At 35.6% G+C, this 19,376-nt stretch carries 16 protein-coding genes and 1 riboswitch; of the genes, 10 read left to right on the forward strand and 6 right to left on the reverse strand.

Features of this window, described 5'->3' with window-relative positions; all coding sequences use genetic code 11:
• Positions 1-101: 101 nt before the first annotated feature.
• Positions 102-1,166 (forward strand): nitric oxide synthase oxygenase, encoded by a 1,065-nt coding sequence (locus tag ACERII_RS14635; protein ID WP_373643278.1) that lies wholly within the window; start codon positions 102-104, stop codon positions 1,164-1,166.
• 40 nt (positions 1,167-1,206) lie between these two features.
• Here ACERII_RS14635 and desB read toward each other — a convergent pair whose 3' ends face one another.
• Positions 1,207-2,334, reverse strand: coding sequence for a Delta(10) desaturase DesB (desB, locus tag ACERII_RS14640; RefSeq protein ID WP_373643279.1), 1,128 nt, complete (start codon positions 2,332-2,334; stop codon positions 1,207-1,209).
• 532 nt (positions 2,335-2,866) lie between these two features.
• On the reverse strand, positions 2,867-5,020 hold the full coding sequence (recQ, locus tag ACERII_RS14645) for a DNA helicase RecQ (protein WP_373643281.1): 2,154 nt from the start codon (positions 5,018-5,020) through the stop codon (positions 2,867-2,869).
• A 180-nt stretch (positions 5,021-5,200) separates the two neighbouring features.
• Here recQ and ACERII_RS14650 point away from each other — a divergent pair, with 180 nt between their 5' ends.
• Together ACERII_RS14650 and ACERII_RS14655 are read left to right on the forward strand one after the other, a co-directional pair.
• On the forward strand, positions 5,201-5,755 hold the full coding sequence (locus ACERII_RS14650; protein WP_373643283.1) for a hypothetical protein: 555 nt from the start codon (positions 5,201-5,203) through the stop codon (positions 5,753-5,755).
• A gap of 443 nt (positions 5,756-6,198) precedes the next feature.
• Entirely contained in the window at positions 6,199-8,790 is a 2,592-nt protein-coding gene (locus ACERII_RS14655; protein ID WP_373643284.1) for a winged helix-turn-helix domain-containing protein, read from the forward strand.
• Positions 8,791-8,877: 87 nt separating this feature from the next.
• On the opposite strand, the gene ACERII_RS14660 is transcribed toward ACERII_RS14655, so the two are convergent.
• The gene (locus ACERII_RS14660; RefSeq protein ID WP_373643285.1) at positions 8,878-9,285 is read right to left on the reverse strand and encodes a DUF4870 domain-containing protein; all 408 of its coding nucleotides are present in this window, start codon (positions 9,283-9,285) and stop codon (positions 8,878-8,880) included.
• Between the two features lie 249 nt (positions 9,286-9,534).
• Here ACERII_RS14660 and ACERII_RS14665 point away from each other — a divergent pair, with 249 nt between their 5' ends.
• Positions 9,535-10,227, forward strand: a complete 693-nt coding sequence (locus tag ACERII_RS14665; protein ID WP_373643286.1) for a response regulator transcription factor — start codon at positions 9,535-9,537, stop codon at positions 10,225-10,227.
• A 224-nt stretch (positions 10,228-10,451) separates the two neighbouring features.
• Positions 10,452-10,541: riboswitch (cyclic di-GMP riboswitch) on the forward strand.
• Positions 10,542-10,573: 32 nt separating this feature from the next.
• Positions 10,574-10,705, forward strand: a complete 132-nt coding sequence (locus ACERII_RS14670; RefSeq protein ID WP_373643288.1) for an anti-repressor SinI family protein — start codon at positions 10,574-10,576, stop codon at positions 10,703-10,705.
• Positions 10,706-10,769: 64 nt separating this feature from the next.
• Here ACERII_RS14670 and ACERII_RS14675 read toward each other — a convergent pair whose 3' ends face one another.
• Positions 10,770-12,305, reverse strand: coding sequence for a methyl-accepting chemotaxis protein (locus tag ACERII_RS14675; protein WP_373643289.1), 1,536 nt, complete (start codon positions 12,303-12,305; stop codon positions 10,770-10,772).
• 179 nt (positions 12,306-12,484) lie between these two features.
• On the opposite strand from ACERII_RS14675, the gene ACERII_RS14680 reads away from it, so the two are divergent.
• Entirely contained in the window at positions 12,485-12,949 is a 465-nt protein-coding gene (locus ACERII_RS14680) for a hypothetical protein (RefSeq protein WP_373643290.1), read from the forward strand.
• Here ACERII_RS14680 and ACERII_RS14685 read toward each other — a convergent pair.
• Positions 12,944-13,426 carry a GNAT family N-acetyltransferase gene (locus ACERII_RS14685; protein ID WP_373643393.1) on the reverse strand — a complete coding sequence of 161 codons (483 nt, stop codon included), beginning with the start codon at positions 13,424-13,426 and terminating at the stop codon, positions 12,944-12,946. The two genes, ACERII_RS14680 and ACERII_RS14685, sit on opposite strands and share 6 nt — an antisense overlap.
• Positions 13,427-13,781: 355 nt before the next feature.
• Here ACERII_RS14685 and ACERII_RS14690 point away from each other — a divergent pair, with 355 nt between their 5' ends.
• Both ACERII_RS14690 and ACERII_RS14695 read left to right on the forward strand, forming a co-directional pair.
• Entirely contained in the window at positions 13,782-14,396 is a 615-nt protein-coding gene (locus ACERII_RS14690; protein ID WP_373643394.1) for an alpha/beta hydrolase, read from the forward strand.
• Between the two features lie 7 nt (positions 14,397-14,403).
• A complete protein-coding gene (locus ACERII_RS14695) occupies positions 14,404-15,009 on the forward strand; it encodes a flavin reductase family protein (protein WP_373643292.1) in 606 nt (201 codons plus the stop codon).
• 106 nt (positions 15,010-15,115) lie between these two features.
• Here ACERII_RS14695 and ACERII_RS14700 read toward each other — a convergent pair whose 3' ends face one another.
• Positions 15,116-16,672 (reverse strand): ABC-F family ATP-binding cassette domain-containing protein, encoded by a 1,557-nt coding sequence (locus ACERII_RS14700; protein WP_373643293.1) that lies wholly within the window; start codon positions 16,670-16,672, stop codon positions 15,116-15,118.
• Positions 16,673-17,266: 594 nt separating this feature from the next.
• Here ACERII_RS14700 and ACERII_RS14705 point away from each other — a divergent pair.
• Together ACERII_RS14705 and ACERII_RS14710 are read left to right on the forward strand one after the other, a co-directional pair.
• The gene (locus ACERII_RS14705; RefSeq protein ID WP_373643294.1) at positions 17,267-18,394 is read left to right on the forward strand and encodes a DEAD/DEAH box helicase; all 1,128 of its coding nucleotides are present in this window, start codon (positions 17,267-17,269) and stop codon (positions 18,392-18,394) included.
• Positions 18,395-18,534: 140 nt separating this feature from the next.
• Positions 18,535-19,371, forward strand: a complete 837-nt coding sequence (locus ACERII_RS14710; protein ID WP_373643295.1) for a hypothetical protein — start codon at positions 18,535-18,537, stop codon at positions 19,369-19,371.
• Positions 19,372-19,376: the final 5 nt, after the last annotated feature.

Here is a 19,376-nt window from a genome sequence, read left to right on the forward strand (position 1 = left end):
TCATCATATATAATCCATACTTTTGTCAAAACTTATCAGAAGTTGTAAAGAAGAGGAAAAGTATAATTGGTAAATTTTTTATAAACGGATGTGTACATTGTATGAGTGTATTGTTTGAAAAAGCAAAGAGTTATATTGTTGATTGTTATAGAGAGTTACAGATGACGGATCATATTCCAACCAGAATCCAAGAAATTGAAAGAGAAATAAGTTCAAAAGGTACTTACCAACATACTTTTACCGAACTTGAGCATGGTGCAAAAATGGCGTGGAGAAATAGTAATAAATGTATTGGAAGACTTTTTTGGGATACGTTAACTATTAGAGATGCAAGGCACTTAGAACAGGCCGATGATATATTTATAGCGCTTGAACAACACCTGAATGAAGCCACAAATGGTGGGAAAATCAAACCCACAATTACGGTGTTTGCTCCAAAAACAGAGGGAGAAGAAATAAAGATCTTAAATCATCAATTAATTCGATATGCAGGCTACGAATCTGGCTTAGGCGCAGTTGGTGATCCTATTTCTATTTCATTTACAAAAAAATGTGAACAGTTAGGATGGGTAGGTGAAAAGACGAACTTTGATATTCTCCCCCTTGTTATTCAATTGAAGAGCGGTGAAATAGTTTGGAAAGAAATTCCTCATGACACTGTATTAGAAGTAGAAATTGAACACCCTGAATTCCCGGAGTTTGCGGATCTAAACTTAAAATGGTATGCAGTTCCTGCGGTGTCGGACATGATGTTGGAAATCGGAGGGCTTGAATACACTGCTGCTCCTTTTAATGGGTGGTACATGGGAACGGAAATAGGAGCTAGAAACCTTGCAGACATAGATCGATACAATATGTTAATAAAGGTAGCAACTATCTTAGACCTCGACACCAAACGTAACTCATACTTATGGAAAGATCGAGCGTTAGTAGAATTAAACAGAGCTGTTTTATACTCATATCAAAAAGCTGGAGTTAGTATTGTGGATCATCATACAGCGGCGGAACAATTTAAAAACTTTGAAATGAGGGAAGAGAAGAGTGGTAGGGATGTTACGGGAAGATGGAGTTGGCTAATACCACCTATTTCCCCTGCAGCAACCCATATTTTTCATAAACGATATGAAGATAAAATAAAAACTCCTAATTTCTTTCATCAAAAATGAAAAGAGGGTGAATCATAATCTGATTCACCCTCTTACTTATTTATTCGTGATTTGATTTTGTTTGTGTTGTCTGTATGTTCAATGGTGTTGCTTCCATTTTGGGAGACTGAAATTTGGTTTTGTCAAAATTTCTGAATTTTAAATTGTCTGGGTCTAATCCATTCCCGAGAGAACTAATCATTCTACCACCGCTGACATCAACTAAATCGTTATGTTGAAAGTAAACCCGAGGAGTTTTTATTAAAGCCCAAAGAGCTTTTGTTAATGGCATTTCATGATAACGATCTGGCCACATTTCTTTCAGGTGCTTTTTTACCAATGGGTAGTATTTTGAACTCATAGCCGGAAATAAATGATGCTCTGTATGGTATGAGAAATTAAAGTGCATGATATCAACCCATTTTGGAACTGTAACAGTTAGACTGTTCGCCAAAGGATCGTTAACTGGAACGAGTGGGTTCAATCGGTGATTGGTTGAAATATATGCCATCACAATAAAATTGGCAATGAGTAGTGGAAGAAGAAAAGCAAAAAACCAATTTCCAAATCCCATTACGAAAAGTAAACCAATCCATGTTGCCCACGGCAGTATCGCTTGTAACCAAACTTTAGGTTGTGTTTTTGGGTTGAAATCTTTTATATAAATAGCGAAACATTTTAGTGTGTGTGCTGTAAATTGGACAGATAGGGATAAAAATGCTGACAATGATCGTACGATAAATGGAAGTTTATAAATCCATCGTAAGAATTTTGTTTTTGAGATTTTTTCTAGTGTCGGCCAAGCATCAGGATCATTTTCATCATGCTGTGTATGTACGTGGTGATTCATGTTGTGCCATTTTCTCCAAAGCTGCGGCCCAGTACTAAGTGGCCAAAATGCAATAGCTCCAAGAAAATTACGTAACCATGGTTTTCTAACAACAGTTCCATGCAGTATCTCGTGACCTAAAAACCCGAGTGAAGCAAAGCTTAAACCTAAAACAATGGAAATGAAAAGGTTTATTAAAGGATGAAGATTAAATAAACCAATTGCTAAAAATCCTCCCACTACTATAATTAAATAGGCTAGCCCACCAAATAGTCTTGTAGGAACTGGTTGGAAAGCCTCCTTAGGTAAATGTTTTGAAACACGTGCAGCGTACCAACCGAATGAGTGAAGATCTTTCATTTGTTAACCCCTTTCAAGATAAACCTTATTCTAGCTATTTTTTGTACTTTTTTAAGGAACTGTTAAGCGTTGATGTTGATTTTTACTACACGTTGTTCGCTTTCCCTGGGCGCATTTCATGCCTCATCCCAATGTCTGCCCATATCCTGTGGGTAACGGCCTCATGTCGCCATCGTGACTCCGCCTCTCTGCAGGGGTCTCGCCTAACTGGCTATCTCCCAGGAGTGTGTAAAAATCAACATGGCATAATATTAACAATGTCCTTTAACAGAGCTTTTTTAAAAGCTTGTATACTTAATATTTACAGTGTGTAAATAATTATTATAAGTATCGTAACAAAAATAAACATTCGAAGTCAATGGAAAATTAGTACTAGGTACTAAAACTAGGTTATATATAAGGAGTTCACTTCTCTTAAAAACAAAAGAAGGTCTCTCTCCTATAGGGTTGGAGGTAGGCCTTCTTGTATTTCTAAAAGGTAAGAAATGATGAAATAACGTCTACGTCTAGTATCAGGTGCATTGCACTATTATTAATTTGTTGCTAATTGTTGTAGAACTATTTTAATGGAGAAATAGCTAATATCTTCAGGTAAATCTTCTTTTATTGGTCTTAAACCATCTTCCACGCCTATTAATTCTACTGATTTACTAATGCGATCCTTGTCCTCATCGCTAACTAATGAGTATAAATTAAGTTCGTCTCCTTCTTCCATGGCACGAAGGAGATGGCTTTCCACAGTCATAGGAGTTATGCTTCTTATTTCTGCAATTTCTTTTATTGTTTTCCCCTCTTTGTATAGAGAAGAACTGATAAAATGACTTGGTGTTTTAGAATGTGAGATTGGTACATCCGCATTTTTATTCCTTATAACAGGAGAAGTATGGTATTCTCTATTGTTTTTTTCTATGTCTGGGTTTTCTTCTAAAAATTCAGAGATCGCTTTTATAAATATGTTACCGTATTTTTCATATTTTTGTTCTCCTACTCCTTTTACCTTTAACATGTCGGATTGGTTAGTGGGAAGAATAGCACACATTTCATTTAATGTTTTATCAGAGAAAATGACATAGGGTGGAACATTAGCATCCTTTGCAAGTGATGAACGAAGTTCCCGTAATTTTTCAAATAAAGGATGACTCTTCACAACGGTCACTTTCTTTGTTTCTTGTTTGCGTTCTACTCGTATTTCGCCTTTTAATACTTGAATAGCTTTTTCTGTAAGCTGAAGAGTAGGGAAACTTCCATCACTTAACGAAACGTATTGAGATGCAATGAGAAAATCAATAAATTGACTGACGTCTTTCTGAGTTCGATCCTTCATTAATCCATATGTTGATAGTGTATGGAAAGAAAGGTCTTTTACTCTTTTGTTTCCTGAACCAACTAGAACCTGAGCTACTATCGTTTTCCCGAAGTTTTCTCTCATTCTTTTAATACAGGAAAATACCATTTGTGCATCTGTCGTTACATCCTCTGAATCACGCTCGTCTCTACAGTGGATACATTTTCCACAAGGTTCAATAATCGAGTCACCGAAGTAGTCAAGGATATAAGATTGTAAGCAACTTTCTGTATGACAGTAGTTTGCCATTGCTTGTAGCTTTCGTAGTTCGTTATCTTTTCTCCCTTCGTGAAGAGTAGATTGTTCAATGAGAAATTGTTGAATGCGTATATCTTGAGGAGAAAATAATAAAATGCATTCACTTTCTTCCCCGTCTCTGCCTGCACGTCCAGCCTCTTGGTAATAACTTTCTATATTTCGAGGAATTTGATAGTGAATAACATAACGCACGTTGGACTTATTAATTCCCATTCCAAATGCATTCGTCGCTATCATTAGTTGTAGTTCATCATATACAAACAGTTCTTGCATGGACTCACGTTCTTCGTTTGTCATCCCACCATGATATTTTCCTACAGATATTCCTCTTGATTCTAAAACCGTATAAAGTCGTTCTACTTCTTTTCGTGTTGCAGCATATATAATTCCAGATTGTCCTTTGTTCGTCTCGACATAGTCTAGAATGTAGGAATCACGATCTTCTCCTTTTAATATGTTAAAGGATAAGTTTTCACGAGCAAATCCGGTCTTCACTAAGAAATCGTTATTTATAGAGAGTGCACTGCAGATATCTGCTGTTACTTCAGGAGTAGAAGTGGCAGTAAGAGCAAGAATAGTAGGTTGATCGTGTAGTTGTTCTATCATATTAGGTATTTTCATATAACTTGGTCGGAAGTCGTGACCCCATTGTGATAAACAGTGAGCTTCGTCCACTGCAATAAGAGAAACATGAAGCTGACTTAACGCATGTAAAAAGGACGGTGTCTCTAGTCTTTCGGGAGCAATATACACTAACTTATATCCCCCCTGTTTCATTTGTTCGAGACGCTCGTTTACTTCATTATTTTTAAGGGAACTATTGATGAATGTTGCAGCGATCCCAGCTTCATTTAATTCATCAACTTGGTCCTTCATTAAAGAAATCAGGGGCGAAATAACCAAGGTTATCCCAGGTAACATAAGAGATGGGATCTGATAGCATATTGACTTTCCCCCACCAGTTGGCATTATCCCCATTGTGCGGTGGCTATTTAATAGATTTATAATAATCTCTTCCTGACCTGGACGAAAAGAGTCATACCCAAAGTGCTGTTTAAGAAGAGTAGTAGCTTCCGTAATCATTGTATTCCTCCCAGTACTTTCATTAATCTATCCTTCTATTGTACATGAAGTGAGCAACTTTACACGACATAATGAAAGAAAAATAATACGAAAGGGTAATAGTGAATTTTTCCAATTGATTGTAAAATCATTAGTTGAAATTAAGAAACTACAAATCACATAGAGGGAAGAGGGAAAAGAGTGAAAAAAAAGCTAGTTGTTATACATGGGCTAATGTTGATGTCACTACTTGTTCTTACCGGATGCTTTAATGGAATTACCATTCCTATAGGGGATGGTAATACTATGTCTATTGGTGGAGAGGAAGGGGCATTTAGCATATCTGTTCAAGGGGAAGATGGATTGGTAGAGCTTTCTGGAAATGAGGATGGCATTTTATTTTCCTCCGATGAAGGGAGTTTGCAAACTTACAGAGAAATACCAGACCATTTTCCAAGTGATGTGCCAACTCCGAAGAGTGATGATGTAACCGCAGTAGGAAGCTTTGTAACCGAGGTGGAAACAGAAGAAAGCAATGGGTTTATATTGTCTTTTAAAGTTGAAGGGGATGAGAAGCAGAAGTATATTGATATGTATATGGAGTATTTAGAAAGTAATAATTTCGAAATAGAAAAATCAGAGGAAGAGTATGAAACAATTATCGTGGCTGCTAAAAAGGGGAAGGATGTCCTTAATTTTCACGCATTTGGTGGGGATGATGCAGTTTTTACCATTCAAATTTTAGAGAATAAGTAAAGTACTTGTAAATAGGATACTTGTTAGAGCCACTTGAAAACGGAGGTTAGGTTACTCTTATCAGTGGTCTCTTTTTGCATTCATTCAACATACTTGGAATGCCCACGGAACTCCAGTGGGAAGAAGAGCAGAGGTGAGACACCGTAGCAGACGAAGTCGTGAAGGTGGCTCAGTCTCTTCCCCAACAAGTATGGGAGTTGGCAGTAGCGAATGAAATGTAATGCAAACCAATAAAATTAGTAATTTAGATAAGATAACCACCAAAAAAGCTCGCGTATGCTTACAGTAGAATATCTAACAAAACCAATTTTTTACAAAAACACAAAGTAAATTTTGTTATTTAAATTAGATTTAACCTTTTCCAATTATATTGGAAGGAACACTGTTATTAATCTATATAACTTGGATAAGGTATTAAGTGATTGGTATAGGGGGAAAAGATCATGGAGGATGTCTCACAAACATTTACTAATTTGTCAAATGAGCAAGATTTGAGTCAGTTGGTAAAAACAAAGTCGAAGATACCTAAAATCTGCAACAACATTATAACGCGTAGGAGGATTGTTTCAAAAATTGAGGAGGGGATGTTTTACAAACTTTTGTTAGTCTGTGCACCAGCTAGCTATGGGAAAACAACGGTTTTAATAGATTGGGCTGCGCAAACACCATTCTCAGTACATTGGTTTACGCTAGATAAAGAAGATAATAATGAGACGTACTTTTGGATGTATGTAATACAATCTTTAGAGAATGTACGTCCACCACTAAGAACAAAATTACTGAATAAACTCACAGAAATGAAAGAGCCACCATATAAAACAATTATCATGAACTTAATAAATGAACTTTCTACTTTAGAAGATGACATTGCAATAGTGCTTGATAATTATCACGTAATAACAAATCAATCTATTCACAACAACATAGCCTATTTACTATCATACCTCCCTCCAAATGTTCACCTTTGTATTTCTACAAGGATTCTTCCCAATTTACCCTTATCATTATTAAGGTCAAAAGATGAACTTTTTGAAATAAATAGAACAGATTTACGCTTTACAATTGGAGAAGAACAACTATTTGCAAAGAGAGCGTTAGGTCGTGCACTCACGAAAGAGGAAGTTAATTATATAGACAAAAATACAGAAGGGTGGGTTTGCGGATTAAAACTACTAAATATTTCTCCAAACATGGATGATAAAGATTCGAAAGACATAACTTTAAAGATAAGTGAAACGAAAATAAAGGAATTCTTCACCTATGAAGTGGTTAATAAGCAACCGGAAGAGGTTAGGAACTTTTTATTATATACATCTGTAGTCAACTCTTTTAATCCATCATTATGTAAAGCCTTAACGGAAGAGATCAGCATGCTTCCCCTTTTAGGAACGATAGAGAAATCAAACTTATTCCTTATTAAGTTGGAAGAACCGGAGTGGTACCGCTATCACAATTTATTTAAACAATGCTTATATAGTCTTCTAAAAACTACCGATATAGTTGCTTTAGAACAATTACACAATAAAGCTAGCAAATGGTATGAAGAGCATGGAGATAGTAGGGAAGCAATAAACCATGCAATAAAGTCGGGTGATTTTGAAAGGTCGATATTGCTCTTAAAGCAATATCAATTACAAAGCCACTGTCTAACTGAGGTTGAAATATACCGGAGTTGGCTGAAAGCACTTCCTAATCACCTTATAAAAAAATCACCGGTTCTTTATAAAAATTCAATTCTTTTATTAATGGAAGAAAAACAATTTCAAGATGCGAAAGGCGCACTAGAGGAACGTAGGAGTCTAAAAGAATATGATAGTAAGGATGAGAATCTAGAAATGGAGTTATTGTTTTTGGATGCAAACCTCTCCATCTTTCTTAGAGAAAGTAATGCATTCTCTAAAGTAAAACAAGCAACTGATTATTTCAATAAAAATAGATTGAGAATGAAGCCATCATTTATTTATGACATATATTCACCACCATTAATTCAAAGTGAATTCGGAGTGAAAGGTGATTTACTTTATTTAAAAAATTTACTTCAAACTATGTATGAGGAAAATATTAATTCAGAATTTATACTCGCCTCTCCCTTCTGGAATTTATCTATCATCATTAGTGAATTTTATTATGAGCGCAATGAAAAGGAAAAAGCATTGACTTATATAAAAAATGTTAGTGAGCTACTAGTTCATAAAGAGTACACTGGACTTCACCTGTCATTACAAATGATCAATTGTAAAATAAAAATTGCTGAAGGCGATCTAATTTCTGCTATGGAAATTATGAATATACTAGAAACAAATATCAATTCAGAAGGTGATAAATGCCGAAGATTGATAGCAGCTCAAAAAGTCCGAATCGCGATTGTGGCAAATAATATAGAGAATGTCTCAAATTGGCTTAACCAGTGTGAATTAGATGTAAATGGTGAGATAAGTGATCAGAATTTATTTGATTATATCGTCTTAGTAAGAGCATATATGTTTATTGATAAAATAGATGAAGCTAAATTTTTACTTGAAAGATTAATTCCACTGGTTGAACAGAAGGGAAGTATTGGAATTCTAATTGAGGTATATAACTTAAAGTCCCTTTGCTGTTATAAAATGGAAGATTATGAGCGGGCAAAAGTGCTATGTAAGCGAAGTTTAGTTTTAGGAGAGAAGTATGGATATTATCGGATATATATAGACGAAGGTAAGGGGATGTTAGAGCTATTACAGTTTTTGGTTAATACTTATCTTCCAACAATAAAAGAGAGAGGGTTAGAATATGCAACGCAGTTAGTTAAAGGATTTCCTGGTACAAATAATAATAGGTTAGATATTACCTGTGATAAATATAAATTAACTAAAAGGGAGCGAGAGGTGCTAAGTCATCTTTGTAACGGATGTTCTAATCAGGACATCGCAACAAATCTTTTTATTAGTGTAATAACAGTTAAGGTTCATCTCAAAAATATTTATCGCAAATTAGATGTGAAAAATAGGTCTCATGCGATTGTCAAGGCGAATGAACAAAACGTGATAGAATAGAAACTAGATACAAAGGATGCAACAATATACATGTGAGCACTGATTAAGTAAGACTTTCTACTTTTTACAGTGCTCACGAATGTATCTTTATTCCATTTTCTCATTTTCAAATAATTTACTAACTTGTTCTTCTGCAAATTCTCCTACTATTGGTAGTTTATACAGTACACCGTTATATGCTTTATACATGAGAAAAACCCATAATACGAGCCAAAGTGGCATAATTAGTAGTGTTGTAAGTATCCCTATAATTGGAATAATTCCTAAAACCATACTTATGATGAAAAGTCCTCCGAAAGTAATAGTAGATTGAAGTGCATGAAATCTTATAAACTTGTTCTCTTTCTCTATAAAAACTAAGATTAATCCCGAAAGAAACGTTAATACATATGCAACAAGACCCCCAATATTCTCATCTAAGCCAGTAGATGATTTCTTTTTTTCATTAGTTGATACTTTTTCCGTTGAAGTGGTTTTATTCGTTTCTGTATCCATGAAAAACCTCCTGAAGTATTTTTTATATTGTCATCGTAGCAAACAGGAAGACCGAAGCATATTATCCGAAAGTATAAATTTTTTGTAAAAATGGAAAAAACAATTTGAATAATTCACAAAATGAGCCCATAATAGAGATATTAAAATGGTAATTAATACAATTCCCACTAGGGGTTTGGTTAGGACAATAGATGTTTGGAGTAGCGTTTTTTCTATAGACAATTAGATTGTAAGTAAGGAGGAAAAGTTGTGGTCAAAGTATTAATTGTGGAGGATGACCCAGATATTCGTGAACTAACATCCCTTTACTTACGTAAAAAAGGCTTTGATGTGTTTACTGCCGCGAATGGGTACTCAGCTTTGACAATTGTAAATGATAACTTACCCGAAATAATTTTATTAGATATTTTGTTGCCCGGAATGGAAGGGTATGAATTATGCAAGAAAATAAGAAATATTACAAATGTTCCAATCCTTTTCTTAAGTTGCAAAAGAGAAGCTTGTGATAAAATAAAAGGTTTTGAAGTTGGTGCGGATGATTATATCACAAAGCCTTTTGATCTTGCGGAGTTAGAAGCGAGAATAAAGGTTCATTTACGAAGGTCACCAAATGTTTCAAATCCAAAAGGAAAGATATTTACATGCGAACATTTAGAAATAAACTTGGACAGCTGTGATGTTATTGTTGATGGTAAAGTAATTTCATTGTATAAAAAGGAATTACAGCTACTGATACTTCTAGTGGAAAATCCCAATCAAGTTTTTAGTGCCGAGCAGTTGTACAATCAAATCTGGGGAATAGATAGCTTAGGAGATTTAAAAACTGTGATGGTACATATAAGTAATTTGCGCCGAAAAATAGAGAAAGATCCTACCAAGCCAAAGTTTATTCGCACTGTTAGAGGGTTTGGGTATAAGTTTACTACACCGATAAAAAAATGATAATATATATATTAATGTCGACAAGTGCAATGAATTGTTAGTAAATTCTAAATTTTTTACCCAGTTTTAACCTTTGGTGCGTATAGTATATGTAGATGTGTCTTGTATAATGTCGGTACTTGTTGGACGCTTATTGAAGGGTGGTGGAGAGAGTTACGTAATTTTTTGTGGTTTGGTTTGTTGTTTCGACGTTGGTGTTTATCTTGAGTACATGAAGGGCTCCTTCTAGATAAGGGCAAATCTATTGAAAAGTAGAGGCGCAAAGCTTAGGGTCTAAGGGCTAATGCATTGCCTATGATAGCCGAGTTACCTAGCAAGGTACAATGCTGAAGGGAGACTATGGGGAATGGAAAAAGTAAAAGAAAAGCCATTAGTTCTAGACAAGGAATGGGTTTTGCTATTAGAAGAAGCTAGGAAACTTGGGGTTACTCCTAGAGACGTTCGGATGTTTTTATTGAGATCGAAAAATGGGCAATAATACATCTACATAAAATTACAATATAAGCTGTCATGTAAGGGGCCTTACATGACAGTTTTGTGGTTCAATCCTTTTTGGATATATCCTGAACTAGCTGATCTAATCTTTCCATCATATTTTTAAGGGAGGTAGTAGTTTCATTGAAGTTTTCTAACATAGCCAATTGTTGTTCTGAAGAAGCAGATATATTCTCGGTACTTTTTTGATAGTCTTGAGATACAGTAGTCATTGAATTGATAGAATGCTTTACTGCATCTACTTTACCAACAATTGATTGTGATTTTTCATAGGTGTTGTTTACGTCTTCATACACTTTTTTTGAATCTTGTACAATCTTTTCAAATAATTGTCTTGTCATTGAAACTTGATCCAATCCTAATTCTACTTGTTTATTTGTCTCTTGCATAACTCCATCTGCTTCTTTCGTATCCACTAATAAATCCTTGATTATATGAGATACTTGGTTTGCGTATTTACTTGATTGATCGGCAAGTTTCCTTACTTCATCTGCAACAATTGCGAATCCTCTTCCAGATTCTCCTGCACGTGCTGCTTCAATTGCTGCATTTAATGCTAGCAAATTTGTCTGCTCTGCAATATCAGACATATACACTAAAGTTTGCTCAATTTCAGAAGATCGTTCTTGAAGGTGTTTGATTACATCATTCATTTGTTCTACGGCTTTTGAAATACTTACCATTTGATCTTCTGTATTATTCATACTGGTTTGTCCTGTCTGAGCAACGGCAAGGGTATGCATCGACGACTCTTTTGTTTCGTTTGATTGTTTAGATATACTAATCATATCCTGCGATACTTCTTCCATTGCTTGATGACTTGACTTTGCATGATGTAATTGATCGTATGCTCCTTGTGCAATGGTTTGAATAGCCTCAGAAATTTCTCCAGTTGCTGCCGCTGATTCCTTTGAACCTTGTTCTAAATGATTTGCACTAATGAGAACTTCTTTGGAAGTAGTGGATAAGTGATCAATAATATCTTTTAATACACTTCGTTGGCTTGTTTCTCGTATTTCTACTTCAGATCTATAGCTTGTTTGTGCTGCTATTTGAACGATGATCACAGCGCTCGTAATAAGCAAGAATACAGCATGAATCATTAGGAGTACAAATGAATACTCACTCGTTCCAGCGATTAATTCTGGTGCTAAAAAATATCCCCCCACATGTTGAACGGCAAAAATAATCGTGCTCGCTACGATTAAACGTATACTCTGAAAAAAGGCTAATGCAGCTAGTACCATAAAAATAGAAAAATGATATTCTACTAAGCCGTCACCTACAGCAATAATGGATATACTTCCGAATGTTAGTCCTAGCATTAACACCGGTGGTAAATAAGGATGCTCTTTGTTTTTCGTATATATGAGTAAAGCTAATAATAAAAGTAGGATAGGAATACTAAAGAAAATGTAAAATAAAATTGGCGTTATGGAGCTTTCTGTGAAATGAGCGTGATGAGAAGTTTGGATTACTTCATCTAGGAAGTGAAATTGATGGTGTAGAAAATAAATGATAATAGATAAAAGTGCAACGAAACCAGTGAAACACAGCATAAGTAGATTTTTTCTTTGCTCCATGTGGACCTCCTGAGGCAATGCCATGATAGATAGTATTGTTAGTATATCTCACATGAGAGTATTTGAGAATGGTACCATTCTACAGTGTTTTGCTATGTGGAAAAAAGTTAGTGTGGAATGGTGCATTGAAATTTTGTCCAATCCTTGTTTAAATAGGGGGAGTGAGGTGAAGATCTGTTATGGAAGAAAAGAGTAGAAATAAGAGTAAATTTCAATCGTTTACACTACTAGGAATGGGAATTCTATTATTAGTTGTATTTAGTGCGATAAATTTATTCGGTCTATATCCTAATAACTATAGTTACGAAGAAACGAAGGAACAGTTTATTGTATATGAAGGAGTAGTTCCCACAATCTATACTGTCGAACAAAGTGAAGTAGATGAATTGTCTAAGGTTCTAGCGATACATGGGATAAATTCTCTAAATCAGGTGGTTCTTATGTCGACCGTTATCCTATTCCTTTTACTCTTTTATATCTTTGCGATAACGAGAAGACACGTCCGTTTCAACTTCGAGAACAAATTGGATGTAATGCACGCTGTAAATATTTGCATTCTATTTATTTTCTTTCTGTATAACGTAGGGGTATACAATTCCTATGTGAACTTAATACGAAATTCTATTGAACGAATCTTTCTATGAGCTTTCCCCATCGAAATACATAACCTGGTGTAAAACAGAAAAACCAAATGTTCTATAAAAATGTTCCGCTTGTGTATTAAAGTTGTATACAGTTAACTCCAATCTGTTCATACCCATCGTTTTCCCCCAGTTAATAACTTCTTGCAATAGCATTGTGCCAACTTGCTTGTGCCGATGCTCTTTTTTCACTGCAATACTATCTATGTGCACCCATTCCCTTTCCTGAAAAACATGATAAGATGGAACCCGCATTTTATAAGCCTCCGCAAATCCAATGACATTATCTTGGTACTCACACACTAATAAAAGTTTGTTAGGATTTGTAATCAACTCCTTTATATACTCTTTAGGTCTAGCGAATTCTTCATGTATCTCTTGAAAAATGTCAGGATGATGTTGGTGATGTACATCATCCAATAGTTTATATAAGTAATTCAGTGCAACAAAGTCTGTCAGCTTTCCCTCTCTTATAAACATGGACAACGTGGATCGACCCCTTTCTGATAGGAAAGTTCACAAAAAATTCAGCGGTCTGGTCCCTGAATTTTTTGTGACTTTCATCTTCACTGTAACGAACGAAATTGTTCCAATGCAGCAAAGCGTATACTCTCTTACATAAATATATGAGCCATGTGGAAATAATAACCACGATAGTGGATATAAAGGAGAACGTATCGTTTGAAATTATGATTAAGAGCGTATAAAATAATAGATACTTACTTTTTGAAAGTTGGTTAACTCAGATATTATGAAAATATTTGGTGTTATTGCTTCCAAAATGATGAAGAAGGGTATGGAACTGTATCGGATAAAGGAGGAAATAAACATGACAATGAAACATATATTTCAAAAAGGTGAAGAAGGAAATAACAAAACATTATTACTTCTGCATGGAACAGGTGGAGACGAAAAGGATTTGCTTCCAATAGGAGATATGATTGATCCAGGAGCTTCTATTCTAAGTGTAAGAGGAAATGTTGATGAAAATGGAATGAATCGATTTTTCCGAAGATTAGCGGAAGGTGTATTTGATGAGGAAGACTTAATCTTCCGAACGAAAGAATTATTTGATTTCTTAAATCACGCTGCAGAGGAATATGGGTTTGATCAAAATCTAGTCATTGCTGTGGGATATTCGAACGGTGCTAATATTGCCGGTAGCTTACTGTATCATTATGAAAATTCATTAGCAGCTGCTGTGTTATTACATCCAATGGTGCCACGGAGAGGCGTTGAACTCCCTAATTTACATGGTACCCCTGTTTTTATTGGCGCAGGGAAAAACGATCCGATTTGTCCAGCGCAAGAAACAATTGACTTGGAAAAGGATTTGACTGGAGCGGGAGCATTGGTTGATGTATTCTGGTCAAATATGGGGCACCAATTGACAAGAGAGGAAATTGATCATGCGGAAGCTTGGTACAAAAAGAATGTGAAAGGAGTATGAGAATCGAATGAATTCTATTGATCCGAAAGCATTAACAAAACGGGAGAATTACAAACTGTTATCGGGCTTTATTTTACCAAGACCCATCGCCTTTGTGACATCTATGTCTAGTGAAGGAGTGATTAATGCAGCGCCATTTAGCTTTTTTAATGTAGTATCGGCTGAGCCGCCATTAGTGTCTATTTCCATAGGGAGAAAGGGATCGGTTCAAAAAGATACTGCAAGAAATATTGTTGATCAAGAGGAGTTTGTTGTTCATATAGTCGATGAAAATAATGTGGAAGCAATGAACGCTACTGCTGCGAATCTTCCACCGGATGAAAGTGAAGTTGAGGCGGTAGAGCTTACCACGGTAGAAAGCGATGTGGTGAAGGTACCAGGCTTGAAGGAAGCTCCTATCCGGTTTGAGTGCAAGTTAGAAAAACACTTAACCTTTCAAGAAGGGGAGACGAGTACAGACTTCATTATCGGTCGAGTTGTGAACTATCATATTTCCGAAGGTGTGCATCAAGACGGAGAGATCGATGTTACAGCACTAAATCCAATTGGAAGACTAGCAGGGAAAGATTATACGAAACTGGGAGAGATTTTTTCTTTAGAACGACCTGATTAAAAGCAGCTTAAGTTGTTCACACAACGTTCACGGACCTGGGACTCGACAATTTTGTGACAGTTCACAAAATTGTCGAGTCCCAGGTCCGTGGATTTTTTGTGTCTTTTTAGAATACTTTTGTTGTCCAGCTTTCCCCATTCCAGATGTCCGTTACTACTTCTTTATAGAATTCTGGTTCGTGGCTGATTAGTAAAATGCTTCCTTTGTATTCTTTCAATGCGCGTTTTAACTCTTCTTTTGCATCTACGTCTAGATGGTTCGTTGGCTCGTCTAATACGAGCACGTTTGACTCATTATTAATCAATTTACATAGACGTACCTTCGCCTTTTCTCCCCCGCTAAGGACCGCAACCTTACTTTCAATATGTTTGGTTGTTAATCCGCATTTTGCAAGGGCAGCTCGTACTTCTGCTTGGTTTAAAGAAGGGAACTCACTCCACACTTCTTCAATACACGTGTTTTGATTTTCCGATTTAATTTCTTGCTCAAAATATCCTATTTCTAGGAATTCTCCCCGTTCGACTTGTCCGCTAATAGGGGAGATCTCTCCTAGTAAGCTGCGAAGTAATGTTGTTTTCCCGATCCCGTTTGCCCCAACTAAAGCAATTTTTTGTCCTCGTTCCATACGTAAATTCAAAGGACGTGATAATGGTTCGTCATATCCAATTACTAATTCACGAGCTTCGAAGATGGTTTTACTCGGTGTCCGAGCCATTTTAAAATGAAACTCTGGTTTTGGCTTTTCTTTTGCCAACTCAATAACGTCCATTTTATCTAGCTTCTTTTGGCGAGACATAGCCATGTTTCTTGTTGCTACACGTGCTTTATTACGAGCGACGAAATCCTTTAACTCAGAAATTTCTTGCTGTTGTTTTTTGTAAGCAGACTCAAGCTGTTGTTTTTTAACTTCATGTACGTGTTTAAAATGGTGGTAGTCACCTACATAACGATGTAACTCTTGATTTTCCATATGATATATCAAGTTAATCACACTATTTAAAAATGGAATGTCATGAGAAATCAAAATAAATGCATTCTCATATTCTTGTAAATAACGCTTTAGCCATTCAATATGCTGCTCATCAAGGTAGTTGGTAGGCTCGTCTAATAATAAAATATCGGGCTTTTCTAAAAGTAATTTAGCTAATAAAATCTTTGTACGTTGGCCACCACTAAGGTCGTTTACGTCTCGGTCCAAGCCAATTTCATCTAACCCTAACCCACGAGCGACTTCTTCCACTTTTGCGTCAATCGTGTAAAAGTCGTTATTTGTTAACATATCTTGAATAGTACCAACTTCTTGAAGAAGCTTGTCCATCTCGTCAGGGGTTACATCTCCCATTTTTTCATACATGCCATTCATATCTGCTTCTAAATCATAAAGATACTTAAATGCACCTTTTAACACATCGCGTATCGTTAACCCTTTTTCCAGAACGGTATGTTGATCGAGAAAACCTATTCGGACATTTTTTGCCCATTCAATTTTTCCAGCATCTGGTTCAAGCTGGCGTGTCACAATGTTCATAAAGGTAGATTTTCCTTCTCCGTTTGCACCGATTAAACCGATATGCTCTCCTTTTAATAGACGAAACGATACATCATTAAAGATAGCTCTATCTCCAAAGCCGTGACTTAAATTTTTAACAGTTAAAATACTCATCTAATCCGCATCCTTTATGAAAAAATTAGTTTAATTTATATAATAAGTTATATATTGATTAATTTTGTTCAAAGAAAGTATATCTTTTTTTGACTTTGAAAGTTGTCTAGTGCAAGGCGCCATCGGCTCGTGCAAATAACCTGACCGATTAAAAGTAAAAGCACTTTCTATCGGTCAGAACATTTGCTTTTCGCATAGCGGGCACCTTGCGCTATTCTTATGGTCTACCATGAAAATACGTGTATCAGATAGTAATACTCACTTTGTTGGTTTGTATTCCACTCGCTTCAGTCCACTCCATTCCTGTGGAGTGCCGAGCCGCCTTCAAGACTTTGTCTGCTGGGGTGTCTCGTCTTTACTCTATTTCCCTGGAGCTCGTGGACTTACGCTCATTCTATATAGTAGATTTGTAATTGATCTAATCATTTATTTTCATTTGAGATCGTCAATAGTAATAGAAAGTAACGCTTAGCAACAATTTTTATGGTGCTTTGCAAATATCGCCTAAAGTAGGCTAAAATAAAAGAACAATATATTTGCACACAAAAAAGTATCGTCCTCTGAAAACGTGCATGTAAAGGAGTAATAATTCAAATGAGCAATACATGGTCTATCATACAGAGTTTACAACCATTTTTACAAGTGGCTTGGGAAAAATCGAATTTTACCAGTCCTACTCCCGTTCAAGAAAAAACTGTTCGTGACATATTAGAAGGGAAGGATGTTATCGCAGAATCACCAACTGGTACAGGTAAAACTCTAGCATACCTACTTCCCGCGTTACATAAAATTGATCTAACTAAAAAAGATGTTCAAGTCCTTATTTTAGCATCTTCTCGAGAACTTGTAATGCAAATTTTAGAGGAGATTCGCATCTGGTCAGAAGGAAGTGGAATAGAACGTGCCGCATTAATTGGTGGGGCCAATGTAAAAAGACAGTTAGACAAACTAAAGAAAAAACCACAAATTATTGTCGGTACTCCTGGAAGGATTGTTGAACTAATCCAATCAAAAAAACTGAAAGTACATGAAGTGAACACGGTCGTTTTTGATGAGGGTGACCAACTTTTTTCAAGGGAACATCAAAAAGAGGTAGACCAAATAATTAAATCTACTTTAAAGAGCAAGCAGGTGCTCGTTTTTTCAGCTACATTATCTGAAGAAGTTGTAGAAAAAGCCATGGAAAGAATGCAAAGCCCTATTACTATAAGGGTAAAACAAGATGTGTTACGTTCGGAGAACCTAGAGCATCTTTATATTGCATGTGAAGAGAGAGAAAAAATTACTACGTTAAGAAAGTTGATGAACCTAGAAAACTTTAAAGGGTTAGCTTTTTCTAATAATAAAAATCAAATTGAAACAATTGCTGCAAAATTAGACTATAACGGAGTTGCTATTGGAGCTCTCCATAGTGATACAACAAAGCAGGAAAGAGAAACGGCACTGAAACGATTAAGAGAAGGGAAATATCCTTTAATCCTTGCGACAGATGTAGCATCTCGGGGATTAGATATTAAAGGGTTAACATATGTGATTCAGTTGGATGTGCCAAAGGATGAGGAGCAATATATTCATCGTGCTGGAAGGACAGGGAGAGCAGGAAATGAGGGGATTGTTATTTCGATCGTTTCAGGTCTAGAGGAAAATAAGCTATCCAAATTAGGGAAAAAGCTAGGAATTACACTTAACGAAACAAATCTATATAAAGGGTCACTTACGTAAGTAACGAACAATTGTTAACTCAATAAGAGAAGTAAGGGGTGTATCAAATATGTAAGAAAATGATACATCCTTTTCTTATGTATAAAGGTTTTTAATAAAACCAAAATAAGGGGAAGGCATTTTACCGAGGTGATGTACTCATGCTTACCCGATTAAACAAAAGATCTTTACCTTTTATCATCCTTTTTGTTATTCATGTTGGTATTTTAGCTTATACCATATATCGTAAAGGACCAAAGAATACAATACGGCTCTTTACATCGAATATTGGGATGGCCTATGTATTTGAATATTTCGTTCTGAACCTATTTGAGGCATATAAGTACTCTCCCAATATCTTGAAAAACAGCTATTTTGATAATATATTTGGTGCAATTCTTTCACAAGCTATCTATGTTCCTATATCAGCAACATTTATTACGCTATTCAAACTCAACTGGAAGTGGAAGCTGTTTTTTTCTGCTTTTTTAGTAATTATTGAACGATTATTTTTATTTCTTAATATTTATAATAATCGTTGGTGGAAAACATTGTTTACAGCTTTACTTATTCCAACTTATTTTTATATAAGTGATTACTGGCACCTATATTCAAAGAACAGGATAATTAAAAACATAAATATATATCTTACTTTTATAGTAATTCAAGTAAATGTCTTATATATATATGCCGTTTTTGGTGTCCTATGTTTTGGGAAAAATAACTGGAGGGATCACTTCATTATTGCCCCTTTTTACAGTTTAATTATGGGTGTTATATATACATTAAATTCAAAGAAGAGTTCATTAAAGAGACATCTTACATGTAGTTCTGTAATTATAATAACGGACTTTCTCTTACAAAGATCTCGAATAATGAAATCAAATTGGACAGCCTTATTTTTACCAATGCACATAATCCTTTTGCTTATAGGAAGAAAAGTACATTCATTGTACCAATCTCCGGACGATGCTCTCTCTTCAGAAGGAGATCGGTGAAAACT

The sequence above is a fragment of the Evansella sp. AB-rgal1 genome (genome assembly GCF_041820985.1).
Taxonomy (GTDB): Bacteria; Bacillota; Bacilli; order Bacillales; family Salisediminibacteriaceae; genus Evansella.

Bases quoted from the DNA above. Each gene is read 5' to 3' on its own strand.
- ACERII_RS14660 (WP_373643285.1), bottom strand. From the start codon at position 9,285: ATGGATACAGAAACGAATAAAACCACTTCAACGGAAAAAGTATCAACT.
- ACERII_RS14705 (WP_373643294.1), top strand. From the start codon at position 17,267: ATGAGCAATACATGGTCTATCATACAGAGTTTACAACCATTTTTACAA.
- ACERII_RS14680 (WP_373643290.1), top strand. From the start codon at position 12,485: ATGGAAGAAAAGAGTAGAAATAAGAGTAAATTTCAATCGTTTACACTA.
- ACERII_RS14700 (WP_373643293.1), bottom strand. From the start codon at position 16,672: ATGAGTATTTTAACTGTTAAAAATTTAAGTCACGGCTTTGGAGATAGA.
- ACERII_RS14670 (WP_373643288.1), top strand. From the start codon at position 10,574: ATGGAAAAAGTAAAAGAAAAGCCATTAGTTCTAGACAAGGAATGGGTT.
- ACERII_RS14710 (WP_373643295.1), top strand. From the start codon at position 18,535: ATGCTTACCCGATTAAACAAAAGATCTTTACCTTTTATCATCCTTTTT.
- ACERII_RS14635 (WP_373643278.1), top strand. From the start codon at position 102: ATGAGTGTATTGTTTGAAAAAGCAAAGAGTTATATTGTTGATTGTTAT.
- ACERII_RS14675 (WP_373643289.1), bottom strand. From the start codon at position 12,305: ATGGAGCAAAGAAAAAATCTACTTATGCTGTGTTTCACTGGTTTCGTT.
- desB (WP_373643279.1), bottom strand. From the start codon at position 2,334: ATGAAAGATCTTCACTCATTCGGTTGGTACGCTGCACGTGTTTCAAAA.
- ACERII_RS14690 (WP_373643394.1), top strand. From the start codon at position 13,782: ATGAAACATATATTTCAAAAAGGTGAAGAAGGAAATAACAAAACATTA.
- ACERII_RS14695 (WP_373643292.1), top strand. From the start codon at position 14,404: ATGAATTCTATTGATCCGAAAGCATTAACAAAACGGGAGAATTACAAA.
- ACERII_RS14655 (WP_373643284.1), top strand. From the start codon at position 6,199: ATGGAGGATGTCTCACAAACATTTACTAATTTGTCAAATGAGCAAGAT.
- recQ (WP_373643281.1), bottom strand. From the start codon at position 5,020: ATGATTACGGAAGCTACTACTCTTCTTAAACAGCACTTTGGGTATGAC.
- ACERII_RS14685 (WP_373643393.1), bottom strand. From the start codon at position 13,426: ATGTTTATAAGAGAGGGAAAGCTGACAGACTTTGTTGCACTGAATTAC.